This window comes from Falsiphaeobacter marinintestinus (genome assembly GCF_007923355.1).
Lineage (GTDB): Bacteria > Pseudomonadota > Alphaproteobacteria > Rhodobacterales > Rhodobacteraceae > Phaeobacter_A > Phaeobacter_A marinintestinus.
On the sequence record NZ_VOGO01000009.1, the window covers coordinates 163,588 to 186,558 of the forward strand.

Here is a 22,971-nt window from a genome sequence, read left to right on the forward strand (position 1 = left end):
TTCTCAACCTTTTTGCGAGGCTTCGAATGCGAGTTGTTGCGGCGGTGTTTTGTGGTCTGATGGTGCTGTTCGCGCTGGTGCAATACAATGATCCAGATGCTCTCTATTGGGGCGTAATATACGGTGCAGCTGCGATTTGGTGTGGGCTAGCCGCATTTCGGCCAGCAATGATTTCGGGCCGGGGCAGGACGTTGCTTTTGGGTTTCCTGGCCATCGCGGCCTTTGGGGTTGTTTGGTACTGGCCAAAGACGCCGGGGTTCTGGACACAAGAGGTCTGGTGGGTCACTGAAACGGCACGCGAAGGCATGGGAATGATGATTGTGTTTATCGCCCTGATCATCGCCTGGCTGACTCTCAGGAAGTCTCCTCAGCCAGCGTAGTAGTTTCTGTTCACGAGACTTCGGGTGTCGCTTCACGCGCCTGAAGCCAGCGTACAACGGAAATACGCTTGGCATCCATGTGATCCAACAGGGTTGCTGCCAGTTTCGGGCCATCTCTTGCGACAAGGTACTTCAGGATCTTTTCATGCTCTTGCACCGCGTCATACCACCGACCCTCGGTCATATTCGCCAGATAGCGGGCCCGCTGCATGCGCAACGACAAGGCCTGACATGACGTGGTCAACGTGCTGTTGCGGGCGGCCATAAGAATGGCGCGGTGAATTTTCTGGTTAATGCTGAAATAGGCATCCAGATCCCGGTTTTCGTAGCTTTGCATCATCTGCTCGTGAAGGGCGCGAACCTCTTCGATTTCGGCGTCGGTGATGCGTTTGCAGGCCAGTTCGCCAGACAGGGCCTCCAGCGCGCCCAGGACAGGAAACACCTCTTCAACCTCGTCTTCCGTGACCTGCGTGACCCAAGCCCCCCTGTTGGGCTCAAGCCTGACCAGACCGACCGAGGCAAGAACCTTCAGCGCCTCTCTGAGCGGGGTTCGGGATACCCCGAACTGGTCGCACAGAAGCTTTTCAGGCACCTTGGTGCCCGGGGCCAGTTCGGCATTGATGATCAACATCTGAAGACGATCCACCAGTTCGTGATGCAACGACTTTCGCGCGATCGTTTGTGTTTCCGTCGCCTGCATCATTGGGTGCTTTGCCTCACCTTTTCAGGGCCATTTCAAGAAGACGCGCCACATGTATGGGTTTGCGCGCGGTCGTATCCGCCACCTGATGACGACAGGAGGTGCCATCTGCAACGATCAATGTCTCTTTGTCAGCTTTCCTCACGGCAGGCGCCAGATCCAACTCTGCCATTTTCCGCGAGATTTCGTGGGTTTCGACACTATACCCAAATGCGCCAGCCATGCCACAGCAGCTTGTTTCGACCACTTCGACCTCGGTATCGGGCAGGCGGGAAAGGGTTTTTTCAATGCTCGACATGACGCCCATCGCCTTTTGATGGCAGTGCCCGTGCAGCAGGACTTTTGGCGCGGGGGATGTCAAAGGCAGCTCGAAATCGGGGTTGTCGTCCTGATCGGCGATGTATTCTTCCAGCATCCGTGCGTGGCGGGCCAAAAGCTCGGTCTCTTTTCCGGGCAGCAGCGCGGGGATTTCATCGCGCAGGGTCAGCAGGCAACTGGGTTCAAGCCCGATGATCGGCACGCCTTGTTCGGCATAAGGCAGCACCGCGTCAACCAGCCGCTGTGCCTCGCGCTTGGCCTCGTCAACCAGACCGGCAGACAAAAATGTCCGGCCGCAACACAAGGGGCGCTCTCGTTCGGGGGCAGCGGCCACATGAATTGGAATATCGCCCGCCTCAAGCACCTTGACCGTGGCGCGCAAATTCTCAGGCTCGAAATATCGATTGAAACAGTCGGCAAACAACACCGCTTTGGGGGCGTCTTGCGGGGCGACTTCGGCGTCCTTGAAGGGGCGCGCGCTCCATTTGGGCAAGTCGCGTGTCGCTGTGAACCCAGTCAGTTTCTCGGTCACTTTGGCAAGCCCGGGCACTGTGTTGCGCAGGTTCATCAGGAATGGCAGACGGGCGGCCCAAGGGGCGTAGCGGGGTAAAAAGGCGACCAAGCGGTCGTGAAGGCTAAGCCCATTTTGCTTTGACCGCGCTGAAAGCACTTCGATCTTCATCCGGGCCATGTCCACGCCGGTGGGACATTCGCGCTGGCAGCCTTTGCACGATACGCACAGCTTCATGGTATCCGCCATCTGATCCGAGGTCAGCGCGTCGGGCCCCAGCTGCCCCGATATCGCCAGCCGCAATGAATTGGCACGCCCGCGGGTCAGGTCCTGTTCCTTGCGTGTCACCCGAAAGGAGGGGCACATGACTCCGCCTTTGAGTTTGCGGCACGCCCCGTTGTTGTTGCACATCTCGACGGCGCCCTGAAACCCGCCGCCGCTGCCTGTCCATGCCGACCAGTCAAGGTCGGTCTGGAATTCGGGCACAGTGTAATCGGCGCTATAGCGAAACAGGCGGCGATCATCCATTTTCGGCGCGTTCACGATCTTGCCGGGATTGAACAACCCGGTAGGGTCGAACCGCGTCTTGACCTCTTGAAAGCTGGCGACCATGCGCGCGCCGAACATCTTTTCGTGAAATTCGGAACGGACCAGACCGTCGCCATGTTCCCCCGAATGGGACCCCTTGTATTTCGCAACAAGATCAAAGCATTCCTCGGCAATTGCGCGCATCGTCTTGACGTCCTGATCCAGTTTGAGATTCAGAACGGGACGCACGTGCAAACAGCCCACCGACGCATGTGCGTACCACGTGCCGCGGGTGCCATGCTTCTCGAAGATCTCTGTCAGGCCAGCTGTATAGTCCGCGAGATCGGGCAATTCGACGGCGCAATCTTCGACGAAGGACACCGGCTTTCCATCGGCCTTCATCGACATCATGATGTTCAGACCGGAACTGCGCAGATCGGCAATCCGGGCTTGTAGCTTGGGGTCCGGGACAGGGGTCACTCCGCCCCAGGTCTTACCGCTACCAGACCATGAGAACCCGAGATCCCCCATCATCTCTTCCAGCTGCCTCAGCTTTTGAACATGCTGGTTTGGATCGTCTTCGGCAAACTCCACCAGCAAAAGCGCGTCGGGCCTGCCTGTCACGAATTCCTGGATGGTCTGACGAAACATCGGGATGTCACGCGCCAGGGCAATCATCGTGGCGTCAACCAGTTCAACCCCCTGAGGGTTCAGCGTGACCAGATGCTGCGCGGCGTCCATCGCCTGATGGAAGGTTGGGAAATGACAAACCCCCAAAACTTTTTCAGAGACAATCGGCCAGAGTTTCAGTTCAATCGCGGTGGAATAGGCAAGCGTCCCTTCGGACCCGACCAGAAGGTGGGCAAGGTTGTTTGGGGTATCTTTGGGCGCCAAGGCGTCAATGTTGTACCCGCCCACGCGCCGCATGACTTTGGGGAATCGTTCGTCGATCTCTGCGGCCTCGCGTGCACCCAGCCGCAACAGATCGTCGTACAAAGCCGCAAAATCAGAAGTGGCGGCAGGGCCGATCGGTCCAAAGTGATACTTGCTGCCATCCGCCAAAAACGCGTCGATCGAAAGAACGTTATCGCGCATCATACCATAGCGCAGAGATTTCCCGCCGCACGAGTTGTTGCCGGTCATGCCACCGATGGTCGCGCGCGATGCTGTCGAAACATCCACCGGAAACCACAGACCATGCGGTTTCAGGGCGCGGTTCAGGTCATCAAGCACGATCCCGGGGCGCACGACACATCTTTGCCCTTCGACATCCAGTTCCAAAATTTCGTTGAAATACTGTGTGTTATCCAGAACGAGTGCTTCGTTTACGGTCTGGCCACACTGAGACGTCCCGCCGCCGCGCGCCAAAACGGGAATGCCCTGTTCGCCTGCGATGTCGATGGCTGCGCGTATGTCATCTTCGGACCTCGGCGACAGAACTCCAAGCGGCATCATCTGATAAAGCGACGCATCCGTCGCATAGCGGCCCCGTGAAAAGCTGTCGAACATCAGATCGCCCTGAACGCGTTTTTCGAGGGCGTCGAAGAGCTGAGACATGTGCGTTCCAGTGTGATTGGGCCAGTGGGATCGGGACGGCCGGCGGGCAAATTTCGATTGACTTAATTATGAATTCAAAATTACGTTGTTTCAACCAAAAAGCAAAACTGCTGGTCCGGGGCCTCTGCCTTGACCGATTTTCCGTACTTTGGATGTGAGACCGATTGTCATGAGAAAAGCTGGCCGCCACTTTCTACAAATCCCGGGGCCCAGTGCTGTGCCGGACCGTATTCTGAGCGCGATAGGGCAACAAACCATCGATCATCGCGGTCCGGACTTTGCCAAAGTCGGGTCGCGGGCGCTGAACGGCCTGAAGACGATCTTCAAGACGGAACAGCACGTGTTCATCTTTCCGGCGTCCGGAACTGGGGCTTGGGAAGCTGCTTTGGTCAACACGCTGTCGCCGGGTGATCGTGTCCTGATGTTTGAAACCGGACACTTTGCGACCCTTTGGAAAAAGCTCGCGGAAAAGCTGGGCCTGCAGGCCGAATTTATCGAAGGTGACTGGCGCGGCGGGGCCGACCCGGAGCAGATCGAAGCTTATCTGGCCGAGGACAAGGGACACGAGATCAAGGCGGTTTGTGTCGTACACAACGAAACCTCGACCGGCTCCGTGTCGCCCATCGCCGAAGTGCGCAAGGCCATCGACAAGGCGGGCCACCCGGCGTTGTTCATGGTTGATACGATTTCGGGTCTGGCATCACTTGACTATCAGCATGATGAGTGGGGCGTCGACGTCACCGTTTCGGGATCGCAGAAGGGGCTGATGCTGCCGCCCGGCCTGTCGTTCAATGCGGCAAGCGCCAAGGCGATGGCCGCCAACAAGACGGCAAAACTGCAAAGATCTTACTGGGACTGGGCCGATATGGTTGGCCCGAACAAGACCGGCTATTTTCCCTACACGCCCGCCACCAATCTGCTTTACGGCCTGAACGAAGCGATCGATATGCTGCACGAAGAGGGGCTGGAAAACGTCTTTGCGCGCCACTCGCGTCATGGCACGGCTGCGCGTGCAGCGGTGCGCAAATGGGGGCTTGAGGTTCTCTGCGCCACGCAAGGGCAGGAAAGCGGCGTGCTGACCGCCGTAAGACTGCCCGAGGGGCACAGCGCCGATGCATTCCGGGCCTCTACGCTGGAACATTATGATATATCATTGGGAAATGGTCTGTCCAAAGTGGCTGATAAGGTCTTCCGCATTGGCCATCTGGGCGACTTCAACGATCTGATGCTGGTTGCAACTTTGGCCGGTGTCGAAATGGGGCTGAAGCAGGCGAATGTTCCCCACGAGGAGGGTGGGGTGCAGGCGGCGATGAGCTTGCTGTCCTAAGACCAAGACCCCCGCGAACGGGGCAAAACTGAATAAGATCGTATTCAAAAGCCAATCTCTGGGAGGAGAACGTCATGAAAATAATCGCAAAAATTCTTGCGGCAACCACGGCCATCGGTCTGGCAACAGCCGCGTCCGCAGCCGATATGACAATGAAGTTCGGTCATGTGGGCAAACCGGGATCGCTTTTCGAAGCGTCCGTCGACAATTTTGCCGCCTGCGTCAACGGCGCAATGGGCGACAAGGTCGAAGTCCAGACTTTCGGCTCATCTCAGCTGGGCAAGGACAAAGAGCTGCTGCAAAAGCTCAAGCTGGGTCAGGTCGATTTCTCTTTGCCGTCTTCGGTGATGTCATCGGTCGATGACTCGTTCGGCATTTTCGAAATGCCCTACATCATTACTGACCGTGACCACATGCGCCGGGTGCAGGGCGAGATGATGGATGTGTTCCAGAATGCGGCCCATAAAAACGGCTATCACATTGTCGGATTGGCCGAAAACGGCTTTCGTAACATCACAAACAACGTCCGCCCGATCAATGTGCCCGCCGATCTTGCTGGTATCAAACTGCGCACACCTAATGGTGTCTGGCGCCTGAAGATGTTCCAGGAATACGGTGCAAACCCGACGCCAATGGCCTTTTCTGACGTGTTCACCGCGCTGCAAACCGGCGTGATCGACGGCCAGGAAAACCCCTATGCACAGATCGCGTCAGCCAAATTCCAAGAAGTGCAGAAGTATCTGTCTGTGACCGGCCACGTCTATACGCCCGCGTATATTCTGGCGTCGAAGAAGAAATACGACGCACTGCCGGCAGACATTCAGGCGGGTCTGACGGATTGTGCCAACAAGACGCAGGACTTTACTTATGAGAAAGCCGCAGAACTGGAAGCGAGCCTGCTGAAAGTCATCGAAGATGCAGGCGTCGAAGTGAACACAGCCGATAAGGCCGCATTCATCGAAGCGTCCAAGCCGATCTACCAGCAGTTCGCTGACGAAGTCGACGGCGGTCAGGACATGATCGATACGGTCCTCGGGCTCGGTAGCGGAAGCTGATCGACCTGACGGCGGCAGGGTTTCCTGCCGCCTCTTTCTCACACTCGAAACGATACTCGATCACGCTCGCGCACGAACTGTGCGGGGGTGACGAATAATATCCAACAGGTCTTGCTGACATGGAAAACGCTTCCTTCCCGACGTTGTCGCGCATCAACCGGATGCTCAGCAAGGTCCTTGAGTGGATCACGATCAGTCTGATGGTCGTGCTGACGCTGACGGTTACTCTTGCCGTCATCGCGCGCCTCCTCGGTCAAAGCTTTTCGTGGTACGACGAGGTGGCGGCAATCATGCTCGCCTGGATCACCTATTACGGATCAGCCCTTGCGGCGCTTCATCGCCGCCATATCGGCTTTGACACCGTCTTGCTGAAGTTGCCTGTCAAATTCCGGGTTGCGGCCTTGCTGGTCGGAGAGGTGATCGTGCTGATCTTCTTCTTCCTGATGGCACGCGCTGGGCTTCAGGTTCTTGAAGTTCTTGCAGGTGATACACTGATCTCGCTTACGTGGGTCCCTGTTCAGTTCACCCAATCCGTCATCCCGATCGGGGCAATCCTGTTCATGCTGTGTCAGCTGCTGAGCCTTCCGGGTTATCTCAAGCTGACTGCCGACGGTATTTCACTTGAGCATGCTGAAATCGAAGAAGAGGTCGAAGTCGAACTCGAAAAGAACAAGGATCGCGTCTGATGCTTATGGCCGGTATTTTCGCAGCGATGCTGATCATGATCTGCATCAACATCCCGATAGCCGTGGCGCTGGCCATGTGTGGGGTTCTTGGGCTGCTGTTCACCGAAGGGCCTGACAGCCTGGTGACCATTGCGCTTGATATGTACGATGGGTCGACCAAATTCTCGCTGATCGCGATCCCGATGTTTGTCCTTGCGGGGGCCATCATGAACGCAGGCGGGATCACCGACAGGCTGATCAATTTCGTCGGCGCAATCATCGGGTTCATCCGGGGCGGGCTTGCGATGGTGAACATCGGGGTGTCTTTGTTTTTCGCCGAAATTTCGGGTTCGGCGGTGGCCGATGTGGCGGCGATGGGGTCGATCCTGATCCCGCAGATGAAAAAACGCGGCTATAGTAAGGAATTCTCAGCCGCAGTGACCTCATCCTCGGCGTCGCTTGCCATCATCATTCCGCCTTCTATCCCGATGATCCTGTATGCGGCCTCGGCAAATACGTCCGTTGAACAGTTGTTTGTCGCAGGCATCGTTCCGGGTCTGATGGGGGCAGCTGGTTTGATGCTGGTCGCCTATTTCTTTGCTAAGCGGTACAATTTCCCAACCGAAGCTGCTTTTAACCTGCCGCGTCTGCGCGAGACCTTTATGGATGCCCTTCCGGCCTTCACGCTTCCGGTGATTATTCTGGGCGGTATCTTTGGTGGATATGTGACGGCAACCGAAGCGGCGGGACTTGCGGTGCTGGCCTCTCTTATTGTTTCGGCATGGTATGGCAACCTTGACTTCAGCCACCTGCGCCGCGCGATGCTGGATGGTGGCATTCAGACTGCTGTTGTTATGCTGCTGGTGGCGGCATCCGTGCTGATGGGCGGCTTTCTGACCCGCGCACAGATCCCTCAGCAACTGGCAGAAAGCATCCTGTCGATCACCACGCAGCAATGGGCGATCTTGCTGATCCTGAACTTCTTCTTCCTGATCGTTGGCTTTTTCCTGCACTCGGCGGCGGCGATCATTCTGGTGATCCCGATCGTGATCCCGCTGATCACGGCGGCTGGCATTGATCCGGTGCATTTCGGGCTGGTGGTGACGCTTAACCTGGCCATCGGACAGCAAACTCCGCCCGTGGCATCGGTTCTGATTACCGCCTGCTCGGTGGCGCGCGCGAATATCTGGGAAGTGTCCAAGGTCAATGTCTGGTTCGTTGGCGTGCTGCTCGCGGTGTTGATGCTGTGCACCTACGTTCCATCCGTGCCGATGTTCCTTGTGGAGTATTTTTACCGATGACCGAACACCCAGTCGAAATCACGGATAGGCTGCGCGACGGCATTCTGTGGATCACCTTCCAGCGGCCCGAAGCGCGCAATGCGTTGACCTTTGGCATGTATGAACGACTGGCCCAGCTGTGCACCGAGATGCCGACTGACGGGACCGTCCGCGCCGTTGTGATTTCGGGCGCCGGAGGCAAGGCTTTTGCCGCAGGCACCGACATGACCCAGTTTCGCGCCTTTGAAAAACCGCAGGACGCGCTGGATTATGAAAACCAGATTGATGCGGTTCTTGAGGCCGTTGAACGCTGTCCGGTGCCCACCATAGCTGCGATCAACGGGGCCTGCACAGGGGGCGGTGGGTCTATCGCTGCGGCCTGCGATATCCGGATCGCTTCCGCCAGCCTGAAATTTGGGTTTCCGATTGCACGCACGCTGGGCAACTGTCTGGCGGCGGGCAACCTTGCCCGGTTGTCCGAACTGATCGGGGCCGGACGTGTCCGCGAGATCATCTTTACCGCGCGCCTGATCGAAGCCGACGAAGCACTTGGGATCGGGCTGGTCAGCGAAGTCCTGCCGGACGAGGATGCGATGCTGACCCGTGCCGCTGAACTTGCCGGTAAAGTCGGATCGATGGCGCCTTTGACACTGCGCGCCACCAAGGAAGCGATGCGGCGCAACCGCATCGCATCCAAGGTCGAAGATTCCGATCTGATCGTGTCGTGTTACATGAGCGACGATTTTCGCACTGGCATGGAGGCCTTCCTGGGCAAGACCAAACCGGTATGGAGGGGCAAGTGAGCCCGAAATCAGGTCCGCTCAAAGGCATGCGCGTTGTTGAGCTCGCCCATATCATGGCCGGGCCAGTCTGCGGCTTGATGCTGGCCGATATGGGGGCCGACGTCATCAAGGTGGAAAAACCAACCGGCGATGACAGTCGGCGGTTTGTGCCGCCCGAGATCGGCGGCGAAGCAGCGGCCTATATGATGATGAATCGCAACAAGCGTGGCATCTCGCTTAATCTGAAAGATCCCGACGCCAAAGACATCCTGCGCAAGCTTCTGGCCGAGGCTGACGTGGTGATCGAGAATTACCGCAAAGGCACGATGGAAAAGCTCGGACTGTCCTACGAGGATCTGGCCAAAGTCAATCCGCGCCTGATCTATTGCGAAATTTCAGGATTTGGCCGCACCGGTCCTTATGCCGAGCGCGGCGGATTTGATTTGATTGCCCAGGGCATGTCGGGATTGATGTCGATCACAGGGGAAGGGCCGGGTCGCCCGCCGGTCAAGGTTGCGGCCCCAATTTCCGACATCAATGCCGGTATTTTGGCGGCAATGGGGGTGTCGGCGGCCTATTCCAGCATGCTGCAAACCGGGGTGGGGCAAAAGGTCGACACCTCGCTTTTTGAGGCTGCGATCACCCAGACGTACTGGCAGTCGGCCATTGCTTTTGCGACCGGCGAGAAACCCGACCCGCTTGGCTCGGCCCATCCTCTGAATGCGCCGTATCAGGCATTTCAGACCAGCGATGGATGGATCAATGTCGGCGCGGCGAACCAAAGCAACTGGATCCGGTTCCTGGATGTCATTTCGGCCCCCGAGTTGAACGATGATCCCAGGTTTTCCTCAAATGCGGACCGGATGCAGAACCTGCCTGCGCTGGTCGACATTCTGACTGGGTATCTGGTTCAGGACACGACCGAGAATTGGTTGCAGCGCATGGAACAGGCGCATCTGCCGGCCGGTCCTGTCAACGATATCCTGCAGATGCATGCAGACCCCCAGGCCCGCGCCCGCGATATGATTGTCGAGCTGGACCATCCGACTGCAGGCAAAGTCGAAACGATCGGCCATCCGGTGAAATTCAGCCGCACACCTGCAAGCGTCGATCACGCAGCCCCGCTGTTGGGCCAACATACACGAGAGGTCTTGACCGAACTGGGGTATGGCACCACGCAGATCGAGACACTCATCCAATCTCAGGCCGTCATTGCATCATAAGCGACCCTGAACTGATGCGGCAGAGGCTGGCCTTACGGCCAGAGATGGGACATGTCCCAAAACACGAACCGGACCAACCCACTGCTTTCGCGGCTTTCGCGAAACTGGGGATCAGTGTTTGGAAATGCAGATACATCAAGAGCTGCCCTGCATTTGGGATGACCTCAATATCAACCAAGGGAAAAGCCTCCCGTTATTCTGCGATGGTGGCGACATCCGTCGCGGGGTCTTCAGCCCCATCGACGAACCACGTTTTGATGCCTGCGCACTTTATCGGCACATGTGACCACTGTGCCTCTGTCGCAAGAATTTCCATCGCGTAGGCCTGTGCCACGTCCTGCCCTTGCCTGCGATCAGTTCGGCGTTGGCGACCAGAGCCGGGCCCAATTCATCATTCCCGATCAGCGCCATATCAGCAGGCGAGCGTTGGTTCATTTGCCGAAACATTTCGATCACCCCGATACGCTTTCCCATTGTCACGGCGGCTTTGGATGTGAACTTCGACAAATGGGGGGCGTGTTGGGCCGGTGATTGGGACCATGTGATGATAGTCAAGGCGCCGTCCATCCGGGACCCTGACAGATTTGAACGGTTTTCAGTCCTCAACCGTCGGCCAGTCGGCTGCGTCAAAGACCGGCTTCTGTCTTGAGTGTTCAACGCCCGGATGGGCGCTTTCCGACACATCGCGCAATGACAGTGCAAAGCGAATGACTTCGGACTGGGTGCGTGCATGCATCTTTCCCAGAATGGATTTGATCTGGCCGCGGACCGTGCCCTCGCTGGTGCCCCTTTCGGCTGCAATCGCCTTGGCATCCGCCCCTTCCACAAGAGTGCGCACCACGCACTGTTCGGCTGTGGGCAGGTTGAACGCCTCATGCAGCGTGTCCCCTAATGCGGTCTGACAGTGATAGCGGGTTGAGACGACAAGTGCGTGCTTTTTGGCTTGCGTGGAATTTGTGGGCCAACGAAGGATTTAGAATAAGACCGGGCCGCGTTGGGCGCGGTATTCAATGCTCAGCAGTAGTTCTGGCCGATCCGCCGTCATAAAGACGTTCGCAAGGCTTTCCTTAAGTGCGTCCTTCGCCTCGGATGGCAGGTTCAGAGTGTCTGACGTCAGCGCTTATGGGTCCAAATAGGTCGATTTGCTCTGACCCAAACGATGCGACGTAGCAGACAAAGCCTGCGACACCGATGGTTTCATGTGGTCCAAGGTTGGAAACATAGGAAAAAAATCAGGCATAATTTATTCTTTCGATGTGATCAGCCTGAAGGTCGAGTGCGCGGCAAAACCCGGCATCTGTTATATGGGAGATGCCCAGTCAGAAAGCTGACGCTTAGACAATTTGCACGTTGAGAGAGTGTGCCTTGGAGCTGATGACTGGCCGTCATAGCGCCGCGCTGACGTCAAACAGGAATCTGTCATTGTCGATTTTTTCGCGCTTCTGGCCGAGTGCATTCGGGCTAAGATGGCCGCTGCGACGAAACCCGCTTTTTTCAACAGTCTGGGTTTTTTGTCTGTTCTGCAAGCGCCCGTTGGGGGCGTTAAGCTCGATAACCGGCACTGGCATCGGAAGAAATGAAGATGGACCATGCCAATATCAGGTTGGTCGATGGGACGGTTACGGCGGTCAATGTGGCGCCGGGCAACCACGTCACTGCGTATCTTGTGGTGGTCAAAGGTTGATCCAAGCTGAGAGCGCAACTCTGCGACCCAGTGCTTAGGTCGCAGGAGTGTTTTCAAAGCGTTCTTTACTGGCCTGGTGCGTACCAGATTGGAGACCCCCAAGCACGTTCCTGAATGATGGCCGGCACGTCCTCTAACAAGGGCAGGCCGTTACGAACTGCGTCATAGGTTGACCAGCGTGGTGTCGGGATTTCCAGCGCACGGGCATAGTAGAAGGCGGCCTCGCCCGGGTTGAAATCGGCATCTGTCCAGCTGCCGCTCAGCACACTTGCACCAATGTCGTTGGTAAAGAGCGCTGTACTCAGATCAACCGTGTTGCCGACCGCAGGCAGCTTTCCAGTTACGGGATCTGGTTGACGATCACCGGACCAGACCACATCGATGATCTTTTCATTAAGATCGCCATGGACGTCGACCCAGCCTTTGATGATCTGGATGCGGTCCAGATTGGCACCCATAGGATCTTTCTCGGCGTACAACGTAAGGGTTGGGGCGACGGCGATCGAAGGCAGGGTGCCGCCCATAGGCGTACCGTTCAGATACCCTTCTCGCGCCATAGCTTCTGGACCAATCGGATCGGACAACCCGACACCACCGAACATGCGCAGCTTGATGCGCGGGCCAGAGGTTGCATAGGTCTCACGTCGGCGCATCGCATCGAAAATGGCCGAGCGGGTGTTTTCTGTTGCCCAGACGGCTGCCAGCGATCCGATGGACAGATCCTTGCCGTCAATCCAGCCCAGAATGTCGCCAGTTCGGCGGCGTTCGACGGTGCCGTCTTCGGGGCCGTGGGCGCCAATAAAATTGTCTTCGGCCACCGCCGACATCAGGCCATTGTGATTATCTGTGCCGCCAATGAAGCCATATTTGAAGGGGTTCTGGCCCAGATTGAACTCATGCACCAGACCGCGTTCCAGACCGCCGCGCACAAAGTCGCGTTTTGAAAAAATGCGGCCTGAGTTCTTCTGGATCGAATCCGCGTTTTCGAAATCGGAGAATTCATCAGCAGCCCAGAACTTGCGATGCACTTCGGAGCCACCTTTGACCTGCAGCATCTCGATCAGCGGTTCGAAATGGGCGCGGGTGCGCGCGTATTCCAACGACAGGGGGGCGCCAAAACTGTCTGTGTCAGGGAACATCCGACCCTTGGACGCGTTGGAGTTGTGCGGGATCGCAAGTAGATGCTTACCCCCCGACTCCTGTAAACGCATCCATTCCCAAAGCTGTTCTTCTGTGTTCAGATCAACATAGCTCACCACATTTTCGGGGACGTTGTCATCGCGGAAAATGATGTTGCGGTGCAGGTTGGCACCATTCGGGGCAGCCGACCATTCAAACCCGATCATGGCACTGAATTCGCCTGGCTTGTTCGCCTCGTTCGCGGCCGTGACGATCAGGTCCCATGCGCTTTTGGTCGTTCCAGGCCCGGCAAAGAAGTCAGGATGCTGTGGGTTGCTGCCGCGGTTGTTTGAGACCACGTATTTGAAAAACCAGCTTTGCCGGTCTTCGATGTCAGTCAGACCACGAAGAGTCACAAGGTCAGGGTTGTCATGGCCCGGCGCGTCTTTGAACATGGTCGAATACATCTCGCCCAGGTATTCAGAGTGGTCGGTGACAGTCGCAAAATCCAACGGGCGCTCGTGTTGCATGACTGTGCCGTCGGGCATCGTTACGGCCTCGCCTTGTGCAAATCGAAGGGCATCCGCCGGCATCAGCCTTGTGCCGCCGATATAGGCATCCAGCGAAAATGCGGTGTGCATGTGGGTTTCGCCGAAATATGCGTTGCGTAGTGGGTTGGGGTCAGCGTGCGCTGTGGCGGCAAAGGCAAAGGCAAAGGTCGCGACCGAGCATAGAAGTCTTTTCATCAGTCTTATCCTTTCGGCGTGTACCAGATTGGCGAAGTATAGGCGCGTTCCCGTGTGATCATTTTGACCTCGGGCGGCATGTCGATGTCAAAGCGTACAGCGTCATACGCAGTCCAGCGTGGCGTCGGGATTTCGATTACGCGGGCATAATAGAACGCGTTCTGAGTGGGGTCGAAATCGGGGTCTGTCCAGACGGTTTCAAGCTGTGCTGCGCCAATTGCATTTGACCATGTGGGAACCGACAAATCGACGGTGTTGCCGATAGCAGGCAATTTGCCATCCGATCCCGGCTCGCGGTCACCAGCCCACACCACATCATGCACGTGTTCGTGTTGATCGCCGTTCGCATCAATCCAGCCTTTGATAATCTGAATCCGATCGAGGTTTGCCCCGATGGGATCGCGCATGGCATAGACAAGAAATGAAGGGGTTTCGCTTGCGGCCAGATCGCCGCCCATCGGCACTCCGTTGGTGTACCCGATCTTGGCGAGGTCGCGTTGTTTCAGGTCTGAGGGGTCGAAATCACCGCCAAAGAACCGCACTGTAATGCGTGGGCCTGTGGTTGCGTACACCTCGCGCCGCTCCATTGCGTCAAAGATGCCAGCGCGGGTGTTCGACGTGGCCCAGACTGCGGTCGGACCGGGGGTCGCGTATTGCCAACCCTTGTACCCGATATCCAGTTCTTCGTTGCCTTTGGCGAACATGGTTGCCCGGTCTTTTGAGGGCTCCATCCATGCAAATGCCCCGAAGAAATTATCATCATCCTGTGTCGTCAGCCCGGTGTGGATGTCCGATCCGCCAACAAATCCCAACTTGAAAGGGTTCACACCTTGCTTGGCCTGAAAGTCGAGCCCGTGTTTCAGAATACTGCGGGCGTATTCATACTGGATCATCTCGGGCGTCTTGGCTTCGGTTACGTCAAGATTGGCCCAATCCCAGCGTTCGTAATTGGCGAATTCATCGGTCGGGGATAGCAGCGGATGCGCTTCGCTGTCGCCTTTGGTCTGGCCGATCTCAAGAAGGCGTTCCCAGCGTTGGCGGGTTTCAAGGTATTCACGATCAAACGCCTGTCCGTCACGGAACAGGTCGTTGGGGGCGAACATGATACCGTTCGAGAGGTTCGGATTATGCGGAATGGCCAGCACATCGCCGCCGGTGGTGTCTTCGTAGTTCTGCATCCAATTCCAAAGATCACGTGGATCGGGGCTGCCAGCCGGCGGGGACATCAAGAAAGGCACCACTTGGAGCGCACGCTCAGGCCCGTCACGGAAAATGACGTTCCTGTGCAGGTTGTTGCCAGCCACCAGTGATGTCCACTCGTAAGCGATCATGGCTGTAAAGCGGTGCGGTTCGTTAAACTCTTCTGCGGCCTGCACCAGATCCTTCCAGGTGTTGTCATACCCTTCGGACCCGGGCTGATACAGCAATGCTTCGCTGAGGGTGCCCTGGCTGAACTGAGCAATCAGATCAATGCTCGCCTGCTTTGCCGCATCCCCTCCTTTGGCAAATTCCTCGTGATAGCGTTTGCCGTCTTCGTCTGCCATGACATTTGATGCACCACGCATGATATCAGTGATCACACCCATTCCATCGGTATGTTCGGTCAGCATGTAAAAATCGAACGGACGCGACAGCTTGACCGGCAGGCCGGTGTTTGAGTTGACCTGTTCGCCTTTGGCGAAGCGATACATGTCACGCGGCATAAGGGTGGTTCCGCCGCCGCCCGCATCTGCCGACAGGGCAGAGTGCACATGTGTGTCGCCAAACAGGACCATGTCGGGGAAAGCCCGATTTGCGTTTGGTGAATAGGGGGCAGAGCCACTTGTGTCTTGGGCAACAGCACCGGTTGCGGCAAGAATGGCCGCCATTGTCATAAGACTTGGTTTGATCATGATGTTTCCCCCAAAAATACAAATGCTCGGCGTATGCCGTTAACGAAGTTAGAACACTAGGCCGACTGTGACCCAGAATTTGTCACTTTCAAACCGACGTTTTGCGCCAAATTCAGTTATATATTTCGCCTTTAACGTGACCGGAGCGTTGCCGATCTTGGTGCTCCACGTCAGAATTGGCCCGATCCCGCTGACCCGTGCCTGAAGGCTGTTTGCGCCGACAAGGGCCTTGAACGCATCGGCCCCCGATCCGCTGTCATCGCTGACCTGCTGATAGTGATACCCGGTCAGGCCAAGCGCCACCTGACTCGGGAATTGGCGCATGACGGTTGCTTCAAAATGCGCTTCGGGTGCTGTCTGATAATCGGTGGCCGTGTTCCTGGCGCTGACCGTGATCCCAAGCGCGCCGGACACCTCCCAGCCGCTGGCAGGGTCAAACCACGTCATCGCGACAGTCGGATCAAACGCGAAACGGTTTTTACCAGCGTTCAAGGCATTGACGGACTTGCCGGGCACATTGACCACAGCCGCCTCATACCGCCCGGTGGGCAGAAAGAACTGTAAGGCAAGGTTCGTGTGGAGCTTGCCGCGGGTCCAATTGAAAATTGGGGTCAGGGTAATATCCCCAAGCGCGCGTTCAGTGTCTTCGAGATTGCCGGTCAGGCCAGAACCAAGTTCACCCGAATAAGTCATATCGGCGGCGACGTATGGAATGTTGATGTTCAGACCAACCCTGGCGCCCCCGATCTGGGTGTCAAAGACATGCGTCAGATTGAACTTATAGGTAAACACATCAACGTTTGGATCGACGATCGCCGCACCACCCGCCGAGATGCTGGGTGCGCTGCCACTGAAGAACACGAAATCGTTATTCAGATAGGTTCCCGCAGGTGGCAGGATCCCGGCCATGCTGTCGCGGCTGCCCAGAAGATACGCTTCGATTCCGCCTTCAACGGCTAAAGATGAGGACGGAACAAGTGCGGCGGCTATCATACCCGCAGCATTTTTAGCGAGCTTTTTCAATCAAATAGCCTCTGAAAAATAGGGTGCGCCCAGCGTTCCGTTCATATTCTGTATTAAAGAATCACGTATAGCAATTGCGATGGTGTTCAAATTTCGCGTGCTTGAGCGCAGTCGTCGAAAGCTGAACAAGTCGTTTCAGAGCCACCCGCATCGGTGGCATCAGGGGCTTTGTTGTATAAGTCCGCTGGCGGGCGCGCTTCCCCTTTCCCCGGGTTAAGAACCTATTGATTTCCGCCTGACGGTGTAATTTTTATAATGAAAACAGAGTGATGAAATGTCCGAGCTTTTCTGATTGGTCAAGGCGCAGATGGCGCGTCTTGAACTCAGTTCTCTGAACTTTCGCCGCGCAGTGTGCCAAGCTGCAACGGTAGTGAGGAACCGGGGCCGAGTGATATGGGTAACAACATTGGGCACTCAGGCTGCGAAACGCAGAGGCCGGAAAAAGGCCATGGTGGCGAACCAGAAACCAGCTGGAACCTGACGGTTTATGAAAGGCATGATCGTCAGGTAAATGACCCGAACTGCTGGCAACTCCGCGCAAATTCTACCCGGCCATACATGCGCAAATAGGTGTGGAAATGCATCCAAAGGATCGGCTGTAAGCTGGTTTAAACTCTCTGGTTTACAGTTCCGGTTTCGCGCAGAAGACCATGCCCAGATGTGACCGATATCCGGTCAACCGCTTGACGAAACGAATAATTTTTCGTTGGCTACGGGGCAATAAAACATTAATGTGAAAGTAAGGAATGGGCTAGGCCACTTGCCGAAATGACGTTGTCGCCCACAGCCTGTGTGCAGCCGGTGTACTTTGGTTAACGGTATGTGCCTGTTCTGACGTGTTTGTCATTATCCAGTGATTTTGGTCGTCTAGCTCTGGCCCGTCGCAAAGGATACGTGGCAATGAAAGCAGTGGAACACTACGATATTCTGGACACGCTGTTTGATGGGCGGCAAACCCGGATCTTGCGCGTCCGCAATGCCGATAGCGGTGCACCACATATCCTCAAAGTGTTGAAAGATGAATTTCCCACCGCGGACGTGCAATCGTGGTTCAGGTACGAATATGAACTGACGCAGCGCGTTTCCGCAGCAGCGCAAGGCGTGATCGGCGTTGGAGAGTTGCGTCGCAACGGGCACGGCCTGTTGATGGAGCTTGAAGATATCGGGGCCGATACATTGGCCGCGGCGGTTTCTGCAGACGGCCCTTATCTGGGCGATCTGCAAAAAGCGCTGGATCTGTCGGTGGCGCTGGCTGGTGTGGTCGGCCGCATCCATCAGACCGACGTGATCCATAAGGGATTGTGCCCGGCGAACGTCCTGCTGTCGCCAGACAGGGATATGGTCCGGATCATCGATTTCGGACAGGCCAGTGAACTGTCTCTTGAAAATGCGGAAACGGCGAACCTGGATTTGCCGCTGGAGGTTCTGCACTATATCGCGCCGGAACAATCCGGTCGGATGAACCGCACGATCGATTACCGAGCGGATTTGTACAGCCTTGGTGCGACATTGTTCTATCTGTTTTCCGGGCGGGCACCTTTTGACGAAGACGGGCGCGAACTGGATGCAGCAGCCTTGATCCACGCCCATATCGCGCGGGCTCCGGTGTCTTTGATCCAGGCAAACCCCAATGTGCCCGAAGCGGTATCGCTGATCGTCGGGCGCCTTCTGGAAAAGAACATCGCGGATCGATATCAAAGTGCGGCCGGTCTGATTGAAGACTTGGAGTATTGCGCCAAAGAGTTTGCGCGAACGGGCCAGATTGCCGATTTTCGGTTGGCAAATTCGGACTATTCTGATCGCCTGATGCCGGTTCAGAAGCTGTTTGGCCGGGATAGCGAATTTCAAACCCTGCTGGATCGATTTCGCAGTTGCCGCAACGGTGGCGCGGAAATCGCCTTTATTCACGGGTATTCCGGCATCGGAAAATCTGCGCTGGTGAATGAATTGCAGCGTCCGATCGCGCTGGCAAACGGGTATTTCGTTGTTGGCAAGTTCGACGTCAACTTGCGGGATCAGCCCTATGGCGGCATTCTTCAAGCACTGCGTGCACTGGTTGGTCAGCGGCTGTTGGCCAGCAGGAGCGCAATTGACAGATTGGCCGAGGATCTGAAAGCCGCGTTAGGTCCGAACGGTCAGATCATCATTGATGCCATTCCGGAAGTGCAACTGATCATTGGCGAACAGCCACAGGTTCCGGACCTTGGGCCCGAAGAATCCCAGAACCGCTTTGGCCGCGTGATCGAATCCTTCTTGCAGGTGATGGCCAGTGCCGATCATCCGCTGGTTGTTTTTATTGATGATCTGCAATGGGCCGACTTGCCGTCACTGAACCTGATGCGGCGGATCACAAGCGGCGCGACTCTACATCATCTGTTGCTGATCGGAGCGTATCGGAGCAACGAAGTTGACCCAGCACATCCTGTGTCACTGATGCGGGAAGCGCTGCAAGAACAACAGACCGCAGTTACAGATATTGAACTGGGCCCGCTGCGCACGTCTGACGTCGCCGACCTGATCAGCGCGATGATCCGCCTTCCGCTCAGCGAATCCGATGCCCTGATTACCCTGTGTTACGAAAAAACCGGGGGAAATCCGTTCTTTTTGAATCAGTTCCTTTTGGCACTGAACAATGACGGGCTGCTGACGTTCGACTATCGTGAAAACGCCTGGCAATGGGATATGGCAGCAATCGAGCGGCGCGACTACACCGACAATGTCGTTGATCTGGTTGTTGCGCGAATTCGCCGGATGCCAGGCGACGCTGCTGCAATGCTGAAAACAGCTGCATGTATTGGCAGCCGGTTTGATCTGCTGACTTTGTCAGAAATCGCCGGAATGCAATCCGATACGGCAGCGCAGCAGCTGTGGCCGCTATTGCAGGACAACCTGATTATGCCAGTGTCCCAAAACTATCGGGTGGCGCATGGGCACGATGGCGCAGATGCTGAAGCGGGGGCCAACGTCACCTATCGCTTCTTGCACGATCGGGTGCAGCAGGCGGCTTATGGGCTGCAGACAGAAGACGAGCGGCGACAGACTCATCTGGTCATTGCGCGAACCATGCACCGGACTTTGGCGGAGACGTCGCCCCGGGAACAATGGTTCGATGTGGTGGGGCATTTCAACAATGCCTCCGATCTTATTGATTCACCCGAAGCGCGCAGCCAACTAGCCGCGTTGAACCTGGGCGCCGCCAGGCGTGCCAAAGATGCTGCGGCTTTTGAATCCGCGTCAGAGTATTTGCGCAATGGTCTTGCGGTGATGCCCGACAACACCTGGGATCAAGATTACCAATTGGCATTGGATCTGCACATCGAAGCAACGGAATCCGCCTATCTGACCCATGATTTTGACCGCATGGGGGTCCTGGCCGCCGAAACCGAAAAACGCGCCCGGTCGTTGATGGATGTCGTGCGTTTGCGCGATATCGAATTGCGCGCCTTTATCGCGGGTGACAAGCGTCAAGAGGCCCTGGCAGTGGCGTTGCCATTGTTGTTGGATCTGGGGGCTGGCTTTCCTGCGGAGCCGACTTTTGAGGATTATGGCGCAGGCTTTGGTGCCGCCGAAGGATCGCTGGCTGGAAAAGATGTTGCGGACCTGATCGACCTGCCAGAAATGACGGACGAAAACGCGCGTGCCGCAATGCGCATTCTTAGTCTGATTTTTTCGGCGTCTTACTTTGCCGCGCCGCAGTTGCTGCCATTGATCATCGCCAAAATGGTCGAATTGTCAGGCCGTCATGGCAATGTCGGCGAAAGCGCGTTTGGGTATGCAGTGTACGGCCTGAATTTATGTGCCTTCGAGGGCAAGATCGAACGCGGGTTTGAATTTGGTGAATTGTCTCGGGCCGTCCTGGATCGCTATGATGCGCGGGCATTGCGGGCCCGCACGCTGTTCATCGCCAACATATGCGTCACCCACTGGAAGCGCCCGATCCGGGCGACACTGGAACCGCTGCTGGAAGCATATCAATCCGGGCTGGATACCGGCGATATCGAATACTCGACGCATTCGCTGATGATCCACAATCAGCACCTGTTCGCAGTAGGTCATCCGCTGGGTCAGCTGCACGCGCGCATGACCGGCCAACGTCCAGCGATTGTGGCCTCCAAGGAAGAAGCGGCGTTGTCACTGTTTCAGATCTATCATCAGGTCATCGCCAACTGGCTGACGCCGTCTGACAATCCTGTTGATCTGATTGGCGAGAATTATGACGAAAGCCAGATGCGCCCGATCCACGAACAGGTTGGTGACCGCACCGCGTTGTTCCACCTGCACTACAACAAGACCGTGTTGGCCTATTGCTTTGGTCAATACGAACAGGCCAAAGGGCTGGCCGCCGCGACCCGTGACCTGTTGGACGGCGCAGTGGGGGTGCATCAGATCCCGCTGTTCCATTTTTATGAATCGCTGGTCTTTCTGGCCAATGGGGCCGAAGCCGATGACGAGCGAATCGTTGAAAATCAGGAGAAACTGGACGGTTGGTCTGATCACTGCCCCGAGAACAATCGCCATCGCTGGCATTTGGTCGAAGCCGAACGTTGCGCGCGATTGAACGACACGGCCAATGCGGCCCGACATTTTGATCAGGCGACAGTTCTGGCGCATCAGAACCGCTATATTCAGGAAGAGGCGCTGGCCCACGAATTGCACGCGCGTTTCTGGCTGGACCGTGGAAACACGACGTTGGCCAAAGTATTCCTGCAACAGGCCGAGCGCTGCCACGCGCATTGGGGCAGCGAAGCCAAGCGCGCAGACCTGGTTGAGCGTTATGGCGATCTGCTGCCGGAGATGGTCGACACCGCGCAGGACAAGAACCCCGGTGCCAATACAATCGACATCGACTCGGTCCTGAAAGCCGCAGAAGCCTTGTCGGGTGCGATAGAACTGGAAGGTCTGTTGTCGCAGATGATGCAGATCACCATTGAAAACGCGGGCGCACAACGTGGATTGCTGTTGCTGCACAAACGCGGACGACAGGTGTCTGCAGCAATGGCATCAGCCGAAGAAACCGAGGTGACATTTCCCGACCTGTCGATCGAGGCGCTGGACGATTTGAATGACGAAGCGCCGCTGCTGTTGGCTGCCGCCCGCTATGTTCTGCGCACCGAACGCCCCATGATGATCGATGACGCGCAGACCGACAGCAGCGTAAATTCGGAACCCTATGTGATACGGCACAAAACGCGGTCGGTTCTGTGCATGCCGCTCAGCTATCAGGGCAAACTGGCTGCAATCCTGTATCTGGAAAATGATCTTGCGGCGGGCGCCTTTACGGCCAACCGGTTGCAGCTGTTGAACATGCTGTCCGCTCAAATGGCTGTTCTGATCGAAAACGCGCAGTTCTATGACGAAGTGTTGCGGATCAACCGGGCCTATGAACGATTTGTACCCCAAAAATTCCTCGGATTTCTGGGACGAGACAGCATTGTCGATGTGGAGCTGGGCGATCAGGTGTCGCGGGACATGACCGTGATGTTCGTGGACATTCGCGATTTCACACGCCTGTCAGACGCGATGTCGCCAGAACAGACATTCGCGTTCATCAACGCCTTTTTGCAAGCTATGGAACCGCAGGTCGCTCGGCACAATGGGATCGTGGACAAATACACCGGCGACGGCCTGATGGCGTTGTTTCCCGGGCGCGCAGACGAGGCACTGCGCTGTGCTATCGATATCTTTTCAGCACTGGAAACCTTTAACCAGCGGCGGGTCAGCCAGGGCGAAGTGCCTGTTGAAATTGGCGTGGGTTTGCATTCTGGCAGGTTGATGCTTGGCACAATCGGCGGGCAGGCCCGAATGGACGGAACCGTCATTTCGGCCGCGGTCAACCTGGCCAGCCGTGTAGAATCATTGAATAAAATATACGGTACGCGTCTACTGATCAGTGAACAGACGCTGAATCTGCTGCATGATGCCGACGTGTATCAAAGCCGCAGACTGGGACAGGTCAGGGTCAAGGGCGGCACCAAAGTTTCGCTGTTCGAAGTGTTTGATGCAGATCCCGCAGATATGGTCGCCCGCAAACTTGCGACCAAACCACATCTTTCTGCTGCGTTGCATGCGCTGGAACACGGCGATGAACAGACGGCGCGGACCGGGTTCGGCCAGATCCTGGAAATGGATCCCGAAGACACGGTGGCGCGGCAATATCTTGGCGAACTGGGTGCATAAATAT

At 56.5% G+C, this 22,971-nt stretch carries 15 protein-coding genes; 8 read left to right on the forward strand and 7 right to left on the reverse strand.

Going from position 1 to position 22,971, the window contains the following annotated elements:
* Nucleotides 1-26 precede the first annotated feature (26 nt).
* On the forward strand, nucleotides 27-380 hold the full coding sequence (locus tag FOY56_RS18175) for a transmembrane 220 family protein (protein ID WP_146347370.1): 354 nt from the start codon (nucleotides 27-29) through the stop codon (nucleotides 378-380).
* 10 nt (nucleotides 381-390) lie between these two features.
* Here FOY56_RS18175 and FOY56_RS18180 read toward each other — a convergent pair whose 3' ends face one another.
* Together FOY56_RS18180 and FOY56_RS18185 are read right to left on the reverse strand one after the other, a co-directional pair.
* Nucleotides 391-1,083: a GntR family transcriptional regulator gene (locus FOY56_RS18180; RefSeq protein WP_146347372.1), complete on the reverse strand. Its 693-nt coding sequence runs from the start codon at nucleotides 1,081-1,083 to the stop codon at nucleotides 391-393.
* A gap of 13 nt (nucleotides 1,084-1,096) precedes the next feature.
* Nucleotides 1,097-3,994, reverse strand: a complete 2,898-nt coding sequence (locus tag FOY56_RS18185; protein WP_146347374.1) for an FAD-binding and (Fe-S)-binding domain-containing protein — start codon at nucleotides 3,992-3,994, stop codon at nucleotides 1,097-1,099.
* Between the two features lie 169 nt (nucleotides 3,995-4,163).
* On the opposite strand from FOY56_RS18185, the gene FOY56_RS18190 reads away from it, so the two are divergent.
* The 6 genes from FOY56_RS18190 (at nucleotide 4,164) to FOY56_RS18215 (ending at nucleotide 10,326) form a co-directional block, all read left to right on the forward strand.
* Entirely contained in the window at nucleotides 4,164-5,321 is a 1,158-nt protein-coding gene (locus FOY56_RS18190; RefSeq protein ID WP_146347376.1) for a pyridoxal-phosphate-dependent aminotransferase family protein, read from the forward strand.
* Nucleotides 5,322-5,395: 74 nt separating this feature from the next.
* Nucleotides 5,396-6,376, forward strand: coding sequence for a TRAP transporter substrate-binding protein (locus FOY56_RS18195; RefSeq protein ID WP_146347378.1), 981 nt, complete (start codon nucleotides 5,396-5,398; stop codon nucleotides 6,374-6,376).
* Nucleotides 6,377-6,495: 119 nt separating this feature from the next.
* Nucleotides 6,496-7,062 carry a TRAP transporter small permease gene (locus FOY56_RS18200; RefSeq protein ID WP_146347379.1) on the forward strand — a complete coding sequence of 189 codons (567 nt, stop codon included), beginning with the start codon at nucleotides 6,496-6,498 and terminating at the stop codon, nucleotides 7,060-7,062.
* Nucleotides 7,062-8,342, forward strand: coding sequence for a TRAP transporter large permease (locus FOY56_RS18205; protein ID WP_146347381.1), 1,281 nt, complete (start codon nucleotides 7,062-7,064; stop codon nucleotides 8,340-8,342). Before FOY56_RS18200 ends, FOY56_RS18205 begins: the two co-directional genes overlap by 1 nt.
* Nucleotides 8,339-9,124: an enoyl-CoA hydratase/isomerase family protein gene (locus FOY56_RS18210; RefSeq protein WP_146347383.1), complete on the forward strand. Its 786-nt coding sequence runs from the start codon at nucleotides 8,339-8,341 to the stop codon at nucleotides 9,122-9,124. Before FOY56_RS18205 ends, FOY56_RS18210 begins: the two co-directional genes overlap by 4 nt.
* Nucleotides 9,121-10,326, forward strand: coding sequence for a CaiB/BaiF CoA transferase family protein (locus FOY56_RS18215; protein WP_246139525.1), 1,206 nt, complete (start codon nucleotides 9,121-9,123; stop codon nucleotides 10,324-10,326). Before FOY56_RS18210 ends, FOY56_RS18215 begins: the two co-directional genes overlap by 4 nt.
* Nucleotides 10,327-10,519: 193 nt before the next feature.
* Here the strand turns inward: FOY56_RS18215 and FOY56_RS23660 are convergent, their stop codons facing one another.
* The 5 genes from FOY56_RS23660 to FOY56_RS18235 all read right to left on the reverse strand — a co-directional run bounded on the left by FOY56_RS23660 (nucleotide 10,520) and on the right by FOY56_RS18235 (nucleotide 16,760).
* Nucleotides 10,520-10,660 (reverse strand): hypothetical protein, encoded by a 141-nt coding sequence (locus tag FOY56_RS23660; protein ID WP_186766388.1) that lies wholly within the window; start codon nucleotides 10,658-10,660, stop codon nucleotides 10,520-10,522.
* A 261-nt stretch (nucleotides 10,661-10,921) separates the two neighbouring features.
* Nucleotides 10,922-11,164: a LuxR C-terminal-related transcriptional regulator gene (locus FOY56_RS23665; protein ID WP_186766389.1), complete on the reverse strand. Its 243-nt coding sequence runs from the start codon at nucleotides 11,162-11,164 to the stop codon at nucleotides 10,922-10,924.
* Between the two features lie 911 nt (nucleotides 11,165-12,075).
* Nucleotides 12,076-13,875: a DUF3604 domain-containing protein gene (locus FOY56_RS18225; RefSeq protein ID WP_146347389.1), complete on the reverse strand. Its 1,800-nt coding sequence runs from the start codon at nucleotides 13,873-13,875 to the stop codon at nucleotides 12,076-12,078.
* A 5-nt stretch (nucleotides 13,876-13,880) separates the two neighbouring features.
* Nucleotides 13,881-15,767 (reverse strand): DUF3604 domain-containing protein, encoded by a 1,887-nt coding sequence (locus FOY56_RS18230; protein ID WP_146347391.1) that lies wholly within the window; start codon nucleotides 15,765-15,767, stop codon nucleotides 13,881-13,883.
* A 48-nt stretch (nucleotides 15,768-15,815) separates the two neighbouring features.
* Nucleotides 15,816-16,760 (reverse strand): SphA family protein, encoded by a 945-nt coding sequence (locus FOY56_RS18235; protein WP_186766390.1) that lies wholly within the window; start codon nucleotides 16,758-16,760, stop codon nucleotides 15,816-15,818.
* A gap of 930 nt (nucleotides 16,761-17,690) precedes the next feature.
* Between FOY56_RS18235 and FOY56_RS18240 the strand changes: the two genes are divergently transcribed.
* Nucleotides 17,691-22,967: an AAA family ATPase gene (locus FOY56_RS18240; protein WP_146347395.1), complete on the forward strand. Its 5,277-nt coding sequence runs from the start codon at nucleotides 17,691-17,693 to the stop codon at nucleotides 22,965-22,967.
* Nucleotides 22,968-22,971: the final 4 nt, after the last annotated feature.